Here is a 12,829-nt window from a genome sequence, read left to right as displayed (position 1 = left end):
GCTCTACACGACCGGTTACAACAGTACCACGACCAGAGATTGAGAATACGTCCTCGATAGGCATCAGGAATGGCTGATCGATAGCACGCTCTGGCTCTGGAATGTAAGTATCCAGCGCTTCAACCAGCTTCTTAACAGCAGTGGTACCCAGCTCGTTGTCATCTTCGCCGTTCAGCGCCATCAGGGCAGAACCTGCGATGATTGGCGTGTCATCACCCGGGAACTCGTAAGTATCCAGCAGCTCACGCAGCTCCATTTCAACCAGTTCCAGCATCTCAGCGTATTCTTCAGAGTCAACACCGCCGCAATCTTCTGCCAGCAAGTCAGCTTTGTTCAGGAATACAACGATGTAAGGTACACCTACCTGACGGGACAGCAGGATGTGCTCACGCGTCTGTGGCATAGGGCCATCAGTTGCACCACATACCAGAATCGCACCGTCCATCTGTGCCGCACCGGTGATCATGTTTTTAACATAGTCAGCGTGTCCGGGGCAGTCTACGTGCGCGTAGTGACGGATAGTTGAATCATACTCAACGTGAGAGGTTGCGATAGTGATACCACGCTCACGCTCTTCCGGTGCATTATCGATACCGTCAAAAGCGACAGCCTTACCACCGAAAATTTCAGCACATACACGGGTCAGTGCAGCTGTCAGAGTAGTTTTACCGTGGTCAACGTGGCCGATTGTACCAACGTTAACGTGCGGTTTATTACGTTCAAATTGTTCTTTAGCCATTGCCATTTACCTTGAGTAAAGTAAGTGTGATTAACCACGTTGCCACATACAACAAAGGGCAGACATATCGCTATATCTACCCTCTGAAAAAATGGAGCTCATGGGCGGATTTGAACCGCCGACCTCACCCTTACCAAGGGTGTGCTCTACCCCTGAGCCACATGAGCACATCAAACTGGAGCGGGTAGCGGGAATCGAACCCGCATCATCAGCTTGGAAGGCTGAGGTTCTACCATTGTACCATACCCGCCTTACAGCTATTGGTGGTGGGGGGTGGATTCGAACCACCGAAGCTCGCGCGTCAGATTTACAGTCTGATCCCTTTGGCCACTCGGGAACCCCACCCTACCAATACTTCACCGCTTAAATGGTGCCGGCACCAAGAGTCGAACTCGGGACCTACTGATTACAAGTCAGTTGCTCTACCAACTGAGCTATACCGGCATCAGCTGCGAAGTGGCGCATATATTAATCACGCACCCCTGTGCTTGCAACCCCTTTGCATAATTTTTTTTCGATTTTTATGGCAGAATTAAAAAACTGGTCTACCTCTTTGATTTTATTGCCGGTTTCAACCGGGCTATCGGTTTCCACCCAGACCTCGAACAGCCTGTCCTGACTGACCACCTGATACTCATCCGGTTGAAACAATCCGATCAACGCATTGCGCGCCCGATTCAGCTCCGCACGACTACCATAACGTCCAATAATATAGACCGGCTTCATCTTCACCCGCGACTCTTCTGCACTCAGCCCCAGCGCAGCCAGATTTTCCAGCAACGCCTGCTGCCCCTGCAATACGACAGGCTTTTCCAGCGTCAGCTCATACGCCAGCACCCGCTCAACCTCAACCGGCACCATCGTTGACTCCAGCCCCTGCTGCACCAGCCGGTCCTGCAACTCAGTAGCCACAGACGCCTGCTCAATCCCGCTGATCACCTGACACCAGCGGGTCGCCGTTTCATCTGCAGACGATGGCTCTGAGACTGTTGCCGACGCAGCAGCCGACTCCACTTCCTGCTGCAGCGATTCAGATTCGGGTTGTTTCACTCCCGATTGCCGCGGCAGCAATAGAGAAGCATCCTCCTCTGTAAGCAGACGGATACGGGCGACATTAGCAGGCATCACGAACGCGTCATTCACTTCCGGCTTGCGCAGCTGCCAGCCCAGATATAGCGCATTTATCAACAACAGCAGAAGAAACAACCAGCGCACCGCTACTCTCCAAGCGCCAGCGACAGACCATCCAACACCAGATCAGGACACCAGATTGCGCCATCAACCAGCGAACAGAACAGCTCTCCATCGCCACCGGTGACAAACACCGGCTGCCCCGCAGCGCTACGCATCACTTTTTCCGCCAGTGACTGCAGTAACAGGTGGAGCCCATGCTGAACGGCCTCAGATGTATTGACACCGGGTGCCGAGCAGAACCCTTCTATCGAGTGATCAACAATCACTTTCGCGGTATTACTCAGCAGGTTCCGCCCCATCAGCTGCAACCCCGGCATGATGTATCCCCCCAGATGATGACCATTGTCATCCAGCTGCTCTACGGTTATCGCACTGCCACAGTCCACCACCCAACAGGCGGCATCCGCCTGCTGCCAGGCACTGAGTATCGCCAGCCAGCGGTCAACCCCCATCCGGAGCGGATCAGAATAGCTGTTCACTACGCCACAGGCCACCGCCTGAGTCTCTGCAAATTCCGGCTGCAGCTGCCAGCGCTGCTGCACAAAGTCACATAGCTGCCGGTTAATCTGATCACCGGCAACCGAGGCAATTCTGACCCGCTCCACAGCCTCTGGCCATGCTGCACTATCCAACTCCTGATGCGCCACCCGCCCCCGCACAGCAGAGCCATACAGGCGCCATTTAACAAAAGTGTTACCCACGTCCAGATCGAGAATATTCATGCCAGTCGAACACTCACCTCGCCACCATGATACGCCTGCAGCTCTCCGTCCGTTTCCAACAACAGCGCACCGCTCCGATCAACGCCACGACAAACGCCCAGCGCCTGCCGGTTGCCAAGATTAAGACTGATCACCTGATTACGATGTGCATTGGCTGCCTGCCACTCATCCTGGAATGCCACAAACCCCTCTTCAGAAAACTGTTGCAAAGCTGGCACCAGCTCATTGACCAGCTCAGCCAGCAAGCGGTTTCGTGAAGGAGCAACCCCCTGGGCCTGTTGCAGATCGACCCAGGGCTGGTCAATTACTTCAGCAGCCGCTTCAGGCATCCGCACATTGATCCCCACCCCGATCACGACAAAACAGTCACCAGCGGCATCACCACTCATCTCCAGCAACACCCCTGCCAGCTTACGACCACGCCACAACAGATCATTGGGCCACTTGACCTCAACACCACCGATCCCCAGACGCGCCAGCCCCCGCAGCAACGCAACCCCAACTGCCAGACTCAGCCCCTCAAGGGCTGCAGCACCGTTACTGAACTGCCAGGTGAGCGAGAAGTAAAGGTTGCTGGCAAACGGACTGGCCCAGCTTCGCCCCCGCCGGCCACGCCCTGAGGTTTGCTGCTCGGCCAGATAGAGTGATCCATGCCCATCACGGTACACAGCCTCCATCGCTTTGGCATTGGTTGAGGGTATAATCAGGTTAAGGTCGATCAGCCTGAGACTGCGGCTGGCTTCAGGTGACAGCGCCTCCTCTATTAACTCACGATTCAGCAGATCAAGCCCCCCGGGAATACGATACCCCCGGCCTTTGACGCTATAGATATCCAGTCCAGACTCTTCAATAATTTTAATCTGTTTCCAGATAGCACTGCGACTCACGCCCAGCGCCTTACCCAGAGCCTGCCCGGAATGAAACTTACCATCCGCAAGCACGGCCAATAGCGGCTCAATCATAGCGGCACCCTTCAGGAGATCCGTTGGAGAACAATAAAGCTGTAATCATAGGGATTATGGTCTGCAGCTGAAAAATCTTCGCGACCAACTTCAGCCCAGTCACCGGGATGATACTCAGGAAACCAGGCATCCCCCTTCACCTCAGCATGCACCTGTGTCAGATAGAGACGGTCCGCCAGGGGCAGCGCCTGCTCATAGATCTGAGCACCACCAATCACCATCGCCTCATCGCAGCCATCAATCATGCAGATACTCTCAGCCAGATCCCGGGCCGCCTGCAGGCTGTTGACCACCTTAACGTTATCCGGCTGATAGGCGTCATCGCGGCTGACTACGATGTTGGTTCGCCCCGGCAGCGGTCGGCCGATCGACTCGAACGTCTTGCGCCCCATAATAATCGGCTTACCCATGGTGACCTGTTTGAAATAACGCAGATCCTCCGGCAGATGCCAGGGCAGGTTATTGTTGATCCCGATCACCCGGTTTTCGGCCTGGGCAACAATGATCGCCAGGTTCATATAATCTCCTTAATACTGGTACCAGCGCCTTGCTGTTTGCTAACATTGCAAGCTGAATTTAACCACAGGTGTTAATAACAAACCAATGAGACAATATCTCGATCTTTGCCAGAGGCTAATTAATGAAGGCGTTTGGGTAGAAAATGAACGCACAGGCAAGCGCTGCCTGACCGTTATTAATGCCGATCTTACCTATGATGTCGCTGCCGGCGAGTTTCCGTTGGTGACCACCCGTAAAAGCTTCTATAAGTCAGCCATCGCCGAGATGCTGGGTTATATTCGTGGCTATAATAACGCCGCAGACTTCCGAAACATCGGCACAAAAACCTGGGATGCCAATGCCAACGATAACCCTGCGTGGCTGGCGAACCCCTACCGCCAAGGCACCGACGATTGCGGCTTTATCTATGGCAAGGTTGGCCGAAACTTTCCTAAGCCGGACGGCGGCAGTATTGATCTGCTGCGCAAAATTGTCGATGACCTGAGCAATGGCATTGATGATCGCGGCGAGATCTATACCTTTTATCATCCCGGGGCATTCCACATGGGCTGCCTGCGGCCCTGCATGTACAGCCATCACTTCTCGCTACTGGGCGATACCCTCTACCTCAACAGCACGCAGCGCAGCTGTGATGTGCCACTAGGATTAACCTTTAATATGGTTCAGGTCTATTTTCTGCTGGCGATTATCGCTCAGATAACCGGCAATAGACCGGGCAAGGCCTATCACAAGATTGTTAATGCTCACATCTACGAAGATCAGCTTGAACTGATGCGCGATGTACAGCTGACCCGAGAGCCGTTGCCGCTGCCAACCTTCAAGATCAACCCGGACATTAAAACCCTGGAAGATCTGGAGACCTGGGTCAGCACAGACGACTTCGAAGTGGAAGGCTATCAGTATCACGATCCGATTCAATACCCGTTTTCAGTCTGATCCTGATCAGATAGTTAACCGTTCCCTCCGCTGACCCTTAAAGAGGCCATTATGCCGAAATTAAAAATTGGCGGCTGGCAGCAAAAGAGCCAGTCAGTCGTCTACGACAACCACTGGATACAGGTGCGTCATGAAGAGGTGATCCGCCCCAACGGCACCGAGGGGATCTATGGGGTGGTTCACTTTAAATCGCATGCCATTGGCGTTCTGGCGATTGATGATGACGATATGATCTGCCTCGTCAGACAGAGCCGCTATCCCAACAATGAAACCACGATTGAGATCCCTGAAGGAGGTGGTCCGCTGGATGAGCCGCCACTTGAGGCAGCCAGACGGGAACTCCGTGAAGAGACTGGCTTCATCGCACAACACTGGCAACCCTTTATGGAGTTAAGGACATCAAACTCAGTCACTGATGAGATCGCCTATATATTTCTGGCAACCGGCCTCAGCCAGGGCAAGCAACAACTGGAAGACACAGAAGATATCGAACTTATAACAGTGCCTGTCAGCAAAGCCATCGAGTTGGCCATGAATGGGGAGATTACGGATGCGATGTCGGTTGCGGCATTACTCAAACTGGCACTAGTTCGCCAGCAACCCAGTTAACCCGACAGAGCTGAGATGGTTAATTCCATCCCTCAACACACCAGCACCATTGCAACTAAGACGACATATGGAGATCCGCGGTCTTGTAATATCGCCACAGCGTGTTACATTTGGCTGACACACATACATGTCACTTAAGAGTTTTCTTTAATGTACACAGTTTCCCACCCATCTAAACAAAAATGCTGCAAACAGTTTGCTCTGTGCGGCAATGGTGGACGTGTGTAATTACTGACTAAACAATTTCATACAAGAGCCCGGTCGCAGCAATGTGACCGGGCTTTTTTTATGCCTATATAAATTCAGGAGTTTATTATGTTTTATGGCTCGTATACCGCGCTAATCACCCCATTTAATCAGGGAAACGTTGACGAAGAGGCACTCAGACAACTGGTTAACTGGCAGATAGATCAGGGCACTCAGGGGCTGGTACCGGTGGGAACCACGGGGGAGTCTCCGACAATTACTGAAGCCGAGCACAAGCGCATTATCGAAATAGTCGTAGAGGAAACCGCTGGCCGCGTACCGGTGATTGCAGGAGCGGGTTCGAACAACCCGGCCGAGGCTCTGGTTTACGCAAAAACAGCTGAACGGGCGGGCGCGGACGGCATTCTCTGCGTGGCGGGTTATTACAATCGGCCCTCGCAAGCGGGCCTTTATGAGCATTTTAAACTGATCCATGATCAAACTAATATCCCGATCATCATCTACAACATTCCACCCCGCACCATTGTCGATGTGCAGCCACAGACAATGGCACAACTGGCCGCTTTGCCCAGAATCACGGGAGTAAAGGATGCCACCATGGATCTGTCACGCATCAGCCGCGAAAGATCCCTGATAAAGAGAGATTTCAGCTATATGTCGGGCGAGGATATAACAGCGGTTGCCTATAATGCGCTGGGGGGACGGGGCTGTATTTCTGTCACAGCGAATGTTGCGCCAGCGCTCTGCGCAGCGATGCAGTCAGCCTGTCAGAACGGCGATTATCAAACAGCGTTAGCGATTCACGAGCGACTGATGCCGCTACATCTGGCTCTGTTTGAAGAACCCAGTCCCAGCGGGATAAAGTATGCGCTGTCGCTGACGGGAATCTGCCAGGATGAGGTACGGTTACCAATATTGCCCGCTTCGGCGGCGACCCGGGAGAAAATTGAGGCCGCACTCACGCAGCTGTCTTTAATTTAATCGCAGTCTATCCCACCAGACACCCAGTGCCGGGGGAATACTGCCCGGCACGACATCCTTTACCGGCCTGATACTTCTCTAGTGGACGCTGCCTTTTGGTAAGCCAGCAACAACAACACTGCACCGATCACAATCATCGGCAGTGATAACACCTGACCCATGGTCATCCAGTCGAGCGCGACAAAACCAAGCTGGACATCCGGCTGACGGAAGAACTCCACACTGGTACGAAAGATACCGTAGAGCAGTAAAAACATCCCCGACACCGCCATTTTCGGCCGGGGTTTAGCCGAGTAAAACCATAAAACAACAAATAGCGCCACCCCTTCCAGAGCAAACTCATAAAGCTGCGAAGGATGCCGGGCGATCATATCCCCGGTACGGGGAAAGATAACGCCCCAGCTTTGATCCGTTGGCCGCCCCCAGAGTTCGCCGCCAATAAAATTACCGATCCGCCCCGCTCCCAGACCGATAGGGATCAGGGGCGCGACAAAATCACCGATATCAAAATAACTCTTCTGGTACTTATGCGCGAAATAACCGATTGCGGCGATCACCCCCAGCAAGCCACCATGGAATGACATCCCGCCCTCCCATATGGCAAATAACCACAACGGATCGTCAAGGAACTGACCGAAGTTATAAAACACCACATAACCAAACCGGCCACCCAGCACTACCCCAATCGCTCCCCAGAAAATCAGATCGGAGATCTGCTCCTCGGTCCAGCCGGAGCCCGGGCGCCGGGCACGCCTGCCGCCGAGGTACCAGGCGGAGGCAAAACCAACCAGGTACATCAGCCCATACCAGTGAATTTTTAACGGCCCTAACGCCACCGCAATCGGATCAATATTGTGAACCCACATCAAAACGCTCTTCCCTTACTTTAAATCAGCCCAGATATAACCACGCCTGCAACGCATCCTACAATAGATAAATGACAGATTTTGATTTTAAATGAAGCTGTTATATAACTAATCCGCCCATCTAAAAAGAGAGCTGACCGTGTGCCTGATTGTGTTCGCCTATAACTACCACCCGGATTACCGACTGATCCTCACCGCTAACCGGGATGAGTTTTACCACCGGCCTACCCGGCCGATGCAATACTGGCCCGATCAACCTCAACTACTGGCAGGTCAGGACCTGGAGCAGGGCGGCACCTGGCTGGGCCTGACCCGCAACGGTCGTTTCTCTGCGCTGACCAATCACCGGGATGGCCGGCGACCACAACAGGGCATCCGCTCCCGGGGCAACCTGCCACTGGCATTTCTGCTGAGCACTGACAGCTGTGATGCTTTTATCCACAACACCGCCACCGATGATTTTGACGGTTTCAATCAACTGATCGATGATGGCAACCAGCTCTGTTATCTGTCAAACCGCAGCCTCCCGTTGCAACCGGTTCCTGCAGGCATACATGGTATCAGCAATGCGGTATTCGATACCCCCTGGCCCAAGCTTGAAGCCCGTAAAGCAGCATTAAAAACCTGTATCGATACCGGCGAGTTAAGCGGTGAAAACCTCATACAGTTGATGGCTGACAGAAAAACATATCCTGACACTCTGCTGCCTGATACCGGCATTGACATTGAACTGGAACGGCGACTTTCCTCCAGTTTTATCCACTCAGACAACTATGGCACCCGGGCAACGACGGCACTACTGATTAAACATAATGGCGAGGTAGAGGTTGTCGAGCAGAACTATAACGATCAGGGGGCGACCGGATGCACCCGCATCCGGTTTCAGTTAGAAAAAGAGTTTAATCAGGAATGGTCGGCCGGGTAAGCTGTCCCAGCCCCAATTCCTTGAGTGTATTGCGTAGCGTCATATGGATCTTATCCACATCATCCATCACAATAATCTGATTCAGCAGTTCCCGGGCACGATCAAAGCTGATGCCCCGCAGGGCAAACTTAACTTTCGGCAGGTTGGTTGCGTTCATGGAGAGCACATCATAGCCCATCGCCATCAGCAGAATAGCCCCACCGGGGTCTGCCGCCATCTCACCACAGATACTGACCGAGACATTTTCCTTGTGCGCTTCATGCACAATAAACTGCAACGCTTTCAGAACCGCAGGATGATAGGGCACATAAAGACTCGCCACCCGGGGATTATTGCGGTCAACAGCCAACAGATACTGGGTTAGATCGTTAGAACCCACCGAGATAAAATCGACCCGCCGGGCAAACCGCCTCACCTGATACACCGCGGCAGGCACTTCTACCATCACCCCGATCAGGGGCTGATTAATTACATGCCCCTCTTCGCGCAACTCCTCTACGGCCTGAGCTATCAGCTTGGTAGACTCATCAACCTCATGCACACTGGTAACCATCGGTAGCATAATACGCAGATTATTCAGCCCCTCAGCAGCGCGAAGCATCGCCCGGATCTGCACCAGAAAGATCTCCGGATGATCCAGCGTAACCCGGATACCGCGCCAGCCAAGAAAAGGGTTATCCTCCTCAATCGGAAAGTATGGCAGCGGTTTATCACCACCAATATCCAGGGTTCGCATGGTCACCGGACGAGGTGCAAACGCTTCAAGCTGTTTACGATAGGTCTCCATCTGATCCTGTTCACTGGGGAAAAAATCCCGGATCATAAAAGGGATCTCGGTACGATACAGACCGATTCCCTCAGCCCCCCGGTCCAGCGAACGCGCCACATCAGTAATCAGACCGGTGTTCACCCACAACGGCATACGATAACCGTCGGTCGTTTCTGCTGGCAGCTCTTTCAGCCCTTCCAGCCCGGCATTGACCTCATTTTCTTCCCGGATAATATCGCGATAACACTGAATCAGATCCAGCGAAGGGTTAACGAATACCCGGCCGGAATAGCCATCGAGAATAACCTGCAGCCCCTCAATCCGGGTATAGGGCAGGTCAACCACCCCCATCACTGTCGGAATCCCCATCGAGCGGGCGAGAATCGCAGCATGGGAGTTACCCGAGCCATGCACCGATAACAGACCGATAAGCTTCTCTGTGGGCACTTCACCCAACATCGCGGGAGTCAGTTCATCGGCAACCAGAATGGTATTTTCGGGAAATTCAATCTCTGACAGTGAGGGACCCGACTCCTGCAGACAGGTCAGCATTCTGCGGCCAAGGTCGCGGATATCGGTTGCCCGCTCTCGCAGATAGGGATCATCCATCATGGAAAACTGCTGCACATGTTCGCCAATAACCTGCCTTAAAGCCCCCTGCGCCCAGCTCCCCTCTTTAATACGCGAGATAATCTCACCCGCCAGGGCATTATCATCCAGCATCCGGATATAGACATCGAACAGCTCACGCTCTTCTGATCGCAGCCGTTTGGCCAGACTGCGCCCCACCCGCTTGATATCCCGACGCACCTGAGCCAGGGCGCTCTTGAACTTCGCAACTTCAGCCTTGATATCGTCTATCTTACGATCCGGCACGCCATTGAGATCGGCCAGCGGTGTCATCACCACCGCAGGCCCGATAGCCACTCCAATACAACCGGAAACGCCCTCGAACTTTCGGTCTGATTCCGTTTTGGTATGATCCGAGATCTGCAGTATTGAGCCTGTCGCTTCCGCATGGGCGATGACACCTGCCAGCTGAGCTGACATCGTCACCATAAATGCTTCTTCAGACTCGTCGAACTTGCGGATCAGCTTTTGCTGGACAACCAGAACCCCCAGCAACGTCCGGTGGTGAATAATAGGTACCCCAAGAAAAGCATGAAACTTCTTCTCGCCAGTGCCTTTAAGGTAGGTAAATGCACTGTGGGTGGCAGCATCCTCCAGGTTGATCGGCTCAGCACGCTGACCCACCATCCCGACAACCCCCTCATCCAGAGAGAGGGATACCTGACCCACTGACTTTCGATTCAGCCCCTGAGTCGCCATCAGAACATAGCGTTCACGCTGCGGGTCTATCAGATAGATAGAGCATACATCTGTACGCATGGCTCGCTGCACCCGGCGGACGATAACATCCAGCACCGATTCAAGATCAGGTGCGGCGTTAACCTCCTGTACAATTTTGCGCAGCGTTTCCAGCATGTAATGCTTACTCCTTTAAATACCAGCCACCCAGTACCAAACGTGTCAGTTTAGGCGACAGTTCCCGCATCGCTTTGCGGTACACATCCCGTTTAAAGGCCACAACCTGTCCCAGAGGATACCAGTAACTGACCCATCGCCAGCCATCAAACTCCGGCGAATTAGTTGAATCAATAACCACTGCGCTGTCATCACTCAACATTCGCAGCAAAAACCATTTTTGTTTCTGTCCGACACAAACCGGATGGGAATGGTGCCTTATCATGCGTTTGGGCAGCCGGTAACGAAGCCAGCCTCGGGTAACAGCGATCACCTCAACATCCTCAGGTGAGAGCCCGATCTCCTCTTTTAGTTCCCGATACATCGCCTGTTCCGGCGATTCTGACGCGTTAATGCCCCCCTGGGGGAACTGCCATGCATTCTGCCCTATACGTCTTGCCCAAAGCACCTGACCCATCGAGTTAGCCAGAATGATACCGACATTCGGCCTGAACCCATCTGAATCTATCACGGTGAATTCCTTACAAACTCTTTTTCGCTATTGTTCCACAACTTCAGGTCTTTCAGCAAATTAACCCATCAATTGCCAGAGATTTGCATTTGCCTCCTTCACAGCAAGCCTCTATTCTAGGCGCTTCCCTGAATTAAGTTGGAGAGGTCACTTTGAGTCTGGCCATTTTTGATCTGGATAATACACTGCTGAACGGCGACAGCGATCATGCCTGGGGCGAGTTCCTGTGCGATAAAGGTCTTGTTGATGCGGAACAATACCGTCTGTCAAATGACTATTTCTACCAGCAGTATAAAGCGGGCACACTGGATATCTATGAGTTCCTGGAGTTCGCCCTGAAGCCTCTGAGCGAACATGAGCCTGAGAGACTGGAACAGCTACACCAGGAGTTCATGAAAACCAAAGTGGCACCGATGATGCTGGATAAAGCGGCCACCCTGCTGCAAAAACACCGTGCACAGGGCGACTTTCTGCTGATTATTACCGCCACCAACCGGTTTGTCACCGCCCCTATCGCGACTGAGCTGGGTGTTGACGCCACCCTGGCAACCGACCCGGAGCAGATTGACGGGCGCTATACCGGAAAGATTGCCGGTACTCCCTGCTTCCAGTCGGGTAAAGTTGAGCGGCTCCAGGCATGGCTTGAACAGACCGGCCACTCCATGGAGAACAGTTACTTCTACAGTGATTCAATCAACGACAAGCCGCTATTGGAACTGGTCGACAACCCTATCGCCGTCGATCCGGATGCGTTACTGGAGCAGACCGCCAAAGAGAGAGGCTGGCCCATTATCAGCCTGCGTTAATCCATCCGCCCCTTCTGCCCCGGGCGGAGCCTCCCCTCTGCCCGGATCGGCCCCTTCCCCCTATTTAATTTTCACTATCCGCTAAATAGTCAATTCTGATTGGTTAAATCCGCGATTTACTGCAAAACTGTGTAAATAGCATGTGTGCAAAAAGCCATATGCTAACTCAACAACAGGAGAGCAAGACGATGATTCTGGTTAGAGAGATCATGTCTGAAAACATGACTCCATTAAATGAAGAGATGTCGTTACCACAAGCCGTAGATCACCTTCTCGCCAGCAATATGCTCGGGCTGCCGGTAACGGATGGTAAAAAACATGTCACCGGATTCCTGTCAGAACAGGACTGCATCCCCTACCTGCTGGGTGACAGTTACCACTGTGATAGCCATGTTCTGGTAAAAGATATGATGCGACGTGATCCACTTATCGTGAAACCAACCAACACCGCTCTTGAACTGGCGCAGATGATGGCGATTAATAAACCCAAAATATACCCTGTGGTAGAGAACGGGATTCTGGTGGGTGTGGTTAAGCGGGGGCAGGTGATGGCGGCACTGAATCAGCAACTGAAGCGTTGCAGAGTGGCCTGAAAATA

Annotated in this window: 14 protein-coding genes and 4 tRNA genes; 6 read left to right on the top strand and 12 right to left on the bottom strand. The window is 53.0% G+C overall.

Annotation, left to right across the window (positions count from 1 at the left end; all coding sequences use genetic code 11):
- The 9 genes from JW499_RS08745 to folA all read right to left on the bottom strand — a co-directional run.
- The coding region (locus JW499_RS08745; RefSeq protein ID WP_205210235.1) for a GTP-binding protein at nucleotides 1-739 on the bottom strand (739 nt) is incomplete at its 3' end.
- A 92-nt stretch (nucleotides 740-831) separates the two neighbouring features.
- A tRNA-Thr gene (locus tag JW499_RS08740) sits at nucleotides 832-906 on the bottom strand.
- A gap of 9 nt (nucleotides 907-915) precedes the next feature.
- Nucleotides 916-989, bottom strand: a tRNA-Gly gene (locus tag JW499_RS08735).
- An 11-nt stretch (nucleotides 990-1,000) separates the two neighbouring features.
- Nucleotides 1,001-1,084 (bottom strand) — tRNA-Tyr (locus JW499_RS08730).
- Nucleotides 1,085-1,107: 23 nt separating this feature from the next.
- Nucleotides 1,108-1,183 (bottom strand) — tRNA-Thr (locus JW499_RS08725).
- Between the two features lie 24 nt (nucleotides 1,184-1,207).
- The gene (locus tag JW499_RS08720) at nucleotides 1,208-1,954 is read right to left on the bottom strand and encodes a hypothetical protein (RefSeq protein ID WP_205210234.1); all 747 of its coding nucleotides are present in this window, start codon (nucleotides 1,952-1,954) and stop codon (nucleotides 1,208-1,210) included.
- 2 nt (nucleotides 1,955-1,956) lie between these two features.
- Nucleotides 1,957-2,655 carry a type III pantothenate kinase gene (locus tag JW499_RS08715; protein WP_205210233.1) on the bottom strand — a complete coding sequence of 233 codons (699 nt, stop codon included), beginning with the start codon at nucleotides 2,653-2,655 and terminating at the stop codon, nucleotides 1,957-1,959.
- Nucleotides 2,652-3,617 (bottom strand): bifunctional biotin--[acetyl-CoA-carboxylase] ligase/biotin operon repressor BirA, encoded by a 966-nt coding sequence (gene birA, locus JW499_RS08710; RefSeq protein ID WP_205210232.1) that lies wholly within the window; start codon nucleotides 3,615-3,617, stop codon nucleotides 2,652-2,654. The genes JW499_RS08715 and birA overlap by 4 nt, the downstream gene beginning before the upstream one ends.
- A gap of 11 nt (nucleotides 3,618-3,628) precedes the next feature.
- Nucleotides 3,629-4,135 (bottom strand): type 3 dihydrofolate reductase, encoded by a 507-nt coding sequence (folA, locus tag JW499_RS08705; protein ID WP_205210231.1) that lies wholly within the window; start codon nucleotides 4,133-4,135, stop codon nucleotides 3,629-3,631.
- An 85-nt stretch (nucleotides 4,136-4,220) separates the two neighbouring features.
- Between folA and JW499_RS08700 the strand changes: the two genes are divergently transcribed.
- The 3 genes from JW499_RS08700 (at nucleotide 4,221) to dapA (ending at nucleotide 6,869) form a co-directional block, all read left to right on the top strand.
- Entirely contained in the window at nucleotides 4,221-5,072 is an 852-nt protein-coding gene (locus JW499_RS08700; protein ID WP_205210230.1) for a thymidylate synthase, read from the top strand.
- Between the two features lie 51 nt (nucleotides 5,073-5,123).
- Nucleotides 5,124-5,681, top strand: a complete 558-nt coding sequence (locus JW499_RS08695) for an NUDIX domain-containing protein (RefSeq protein ID WP_205210229.1) — start codon at nucleotides 5,124-5,126, stop codon at nucleotides 5,679-5,681.
- Nucleotides 5,682-5,996: 315 nt separating this feature from the next.
- Nucleotides 5,997-6,869 carry a 4-hydroxy-tetrahydrodipicolinate synthase gene (gene dapA / locus JW499_RS08690; protein WP_205210228.1) on the top strand — a complete coding sequence of 291 codons (873 nt, stop codon included), beginning with the start codon at nucleotides 5,997-5,999 and terminating at the stop codon, nucleotides 6,867-6,869.
- A gap of 59 nt (nucleotides 6,870-6,928) precedes the next feature.
- Here dapA and lgt read toward each other — a convergent pair whose 3' ends face one another.
- The gene (gene lgt, locus JW499_RS08685; protein WP_205210227.1) at nucleotides 6,929-7,735 is read right to left on the bottom strand and encodes a prolipoprotein diacylglyceryl transferase; all 807 of its coding nucleotides are present in this window, start codon (nucleotides 7,733-7,735) and stop codon (nucleotides 6,929-6,931) included.
- Between the two features lie 139 nt (nucleotides 7,736-7,874).
- Here lgt and JW499_RS08680 point away from each other — a divergent pair, with 139 nt between their 5' ends.
- On the top strand, nucleotides 7,875-8,660 hold the full coding sequence (locus JW499_RS08680) for an NRDE family protein (RefSeq protein WP_205210226.1): 786 nt from the start codon (nucleotides 7,875-7,877) through the stop codon (nucleotides 8,658-8,660).
- On the opposite strand, the gene ptsP is transcribed toward JW499_RS08680, so the two are convergent.
- Together ptsP and rppH are read right to left on the bottom strand one after the other, a co-directional pair.
- The gene (gene ptsP / locus JW499_RS08675) at nucleotides 8,635-10,914 is read right to left on the bottom strand and encodes a phosphoenolpyruvate--protein phosphotransferase (protein WP_205210225.1); all 2,280 of its coding nucleotides are present in this window, start codon (nucleotides 10,912-10,914) and stop codon (nucleotides 8,635-8,637) included. The two genes, JW499_RS08680 and ptsP, sit on opposite strands and share 26 nt — an antisense overlap.
- Before the next feature lie 7 nt (nucleotides 10,915-10,921).
- Nucleotides 10,922-11,425 (bottom strand): RNA pyrophosphohydrolase, encoded by a 504-nt coding sequence (gene rppH / locus JW499_RS08670; protein WP_091360461.1) that lies wholly within the window; start codon nucleotides 11,423-11,425, stop codon nucleotides 10,922-10,924.
- Nucleotides 11,426-11,577: 152 nt separating this feature from the next.
- On the opposite strand from rppH, the gene JW499_RS08665 reads away from it, so the two are divergent.
- Entirely contained in the window at nucleotides 11,578-12,231 is a 654-nt protein-coding gene (locus JW499_RS08665) for a histidinol-phosphatase (RefSeq protein WP_205210224.1), read from the top strand.
- A gap of 188 nt (nucleotides 12,232-12,419) precedes the next feature.
- The gene (locus tag JW499_RS08660) at nucleotides 12,420-12,824 is read left to right on the top strand and encodes a CBS domain-containing protein (RefSeq protein ID WP_091360457.1); all 405 of its coding nucleotides are present in this window, start codon (nucleotides 12,420-12,422) and stop codon (nucleotides 12,822-12,824) included.
- Nucleotides 12,825-12,829 lie beyond the last annotated feature (5 nt).

The sequence above is a fragment of the Amphritea pacifica genome (genome assembly GCF_016924145.1).
GTDB lineage: Bacteria > Pseudomonadota > Gammaproteobacteria > Pseudomonadales > Balneatricaceae > Amphritea > Amphritea pacifica.
The sequence above is the reverse complement of the archived record's forward strand: the minus strand, read 5'-3'. Positions and strand labels throughout refer to the sequence as shown.

Coding starts and splice junctions, on each gene's coding strand:
- folA (WP_205210231.1), bottom strand. CDS start 4,135: ATGAACCTGGCGATCATTGTTGCCCAGGCCGAAAACCGGGTGATCGGG.
- JW499_RS08660 (WP_091360457.1), top strand. CDS start 12,420: ATGATTCTGGTTAGAGAGATCATGTCTGAAAACATGACTCCATTAAAT.
- JW499_RS08715 (WP_205210233.1), bottom strand. CDS start 2,655: ATGAATATTCTCGATCTGGACGTGGGTAACACTTTTGTTAAATGGCGC.
- ptsP (WP_205210225.1), bottom strand. CDS start 10,914: ATGCTGGAAACGCTGCGCAAAATTGTACAGGAGGTTAACGCCGCACCT.
- dapA (WP_205210228.1), top strand. CDS start 5,997: ATGTTTTATGGCTCGTATACCGCGCTAATCACCCCATTTAATCAGGGA.
- JW499_RS08695 (WP_205210229.1), top strand. CDS start 5,124: ATGCCGAAATTAAAAATTGGCGGCTGGCAGCAAAAGAGCCAGTCAGTC.
- lgt (WP_205210227.1), bottom strand. CDS start 7,735: ATGTGGGTTCACAATATTGATCCGATTGCGGTGGCGTTAGGGCCGTTA.
- birA (WP_205210232.1), bottom strand. CDS start 3,617: ATGATTGAGCCGCTATTGGCCGTGCTTGCGGATGGTAAGTTTCATTCC.
- JW499_RS08700 (WP_205210230.1), top strand. CDS start 4,221: ATGAGACAATATCTCGATCTTTGCCAGAGGCTAATTAATGAAGGCGTT.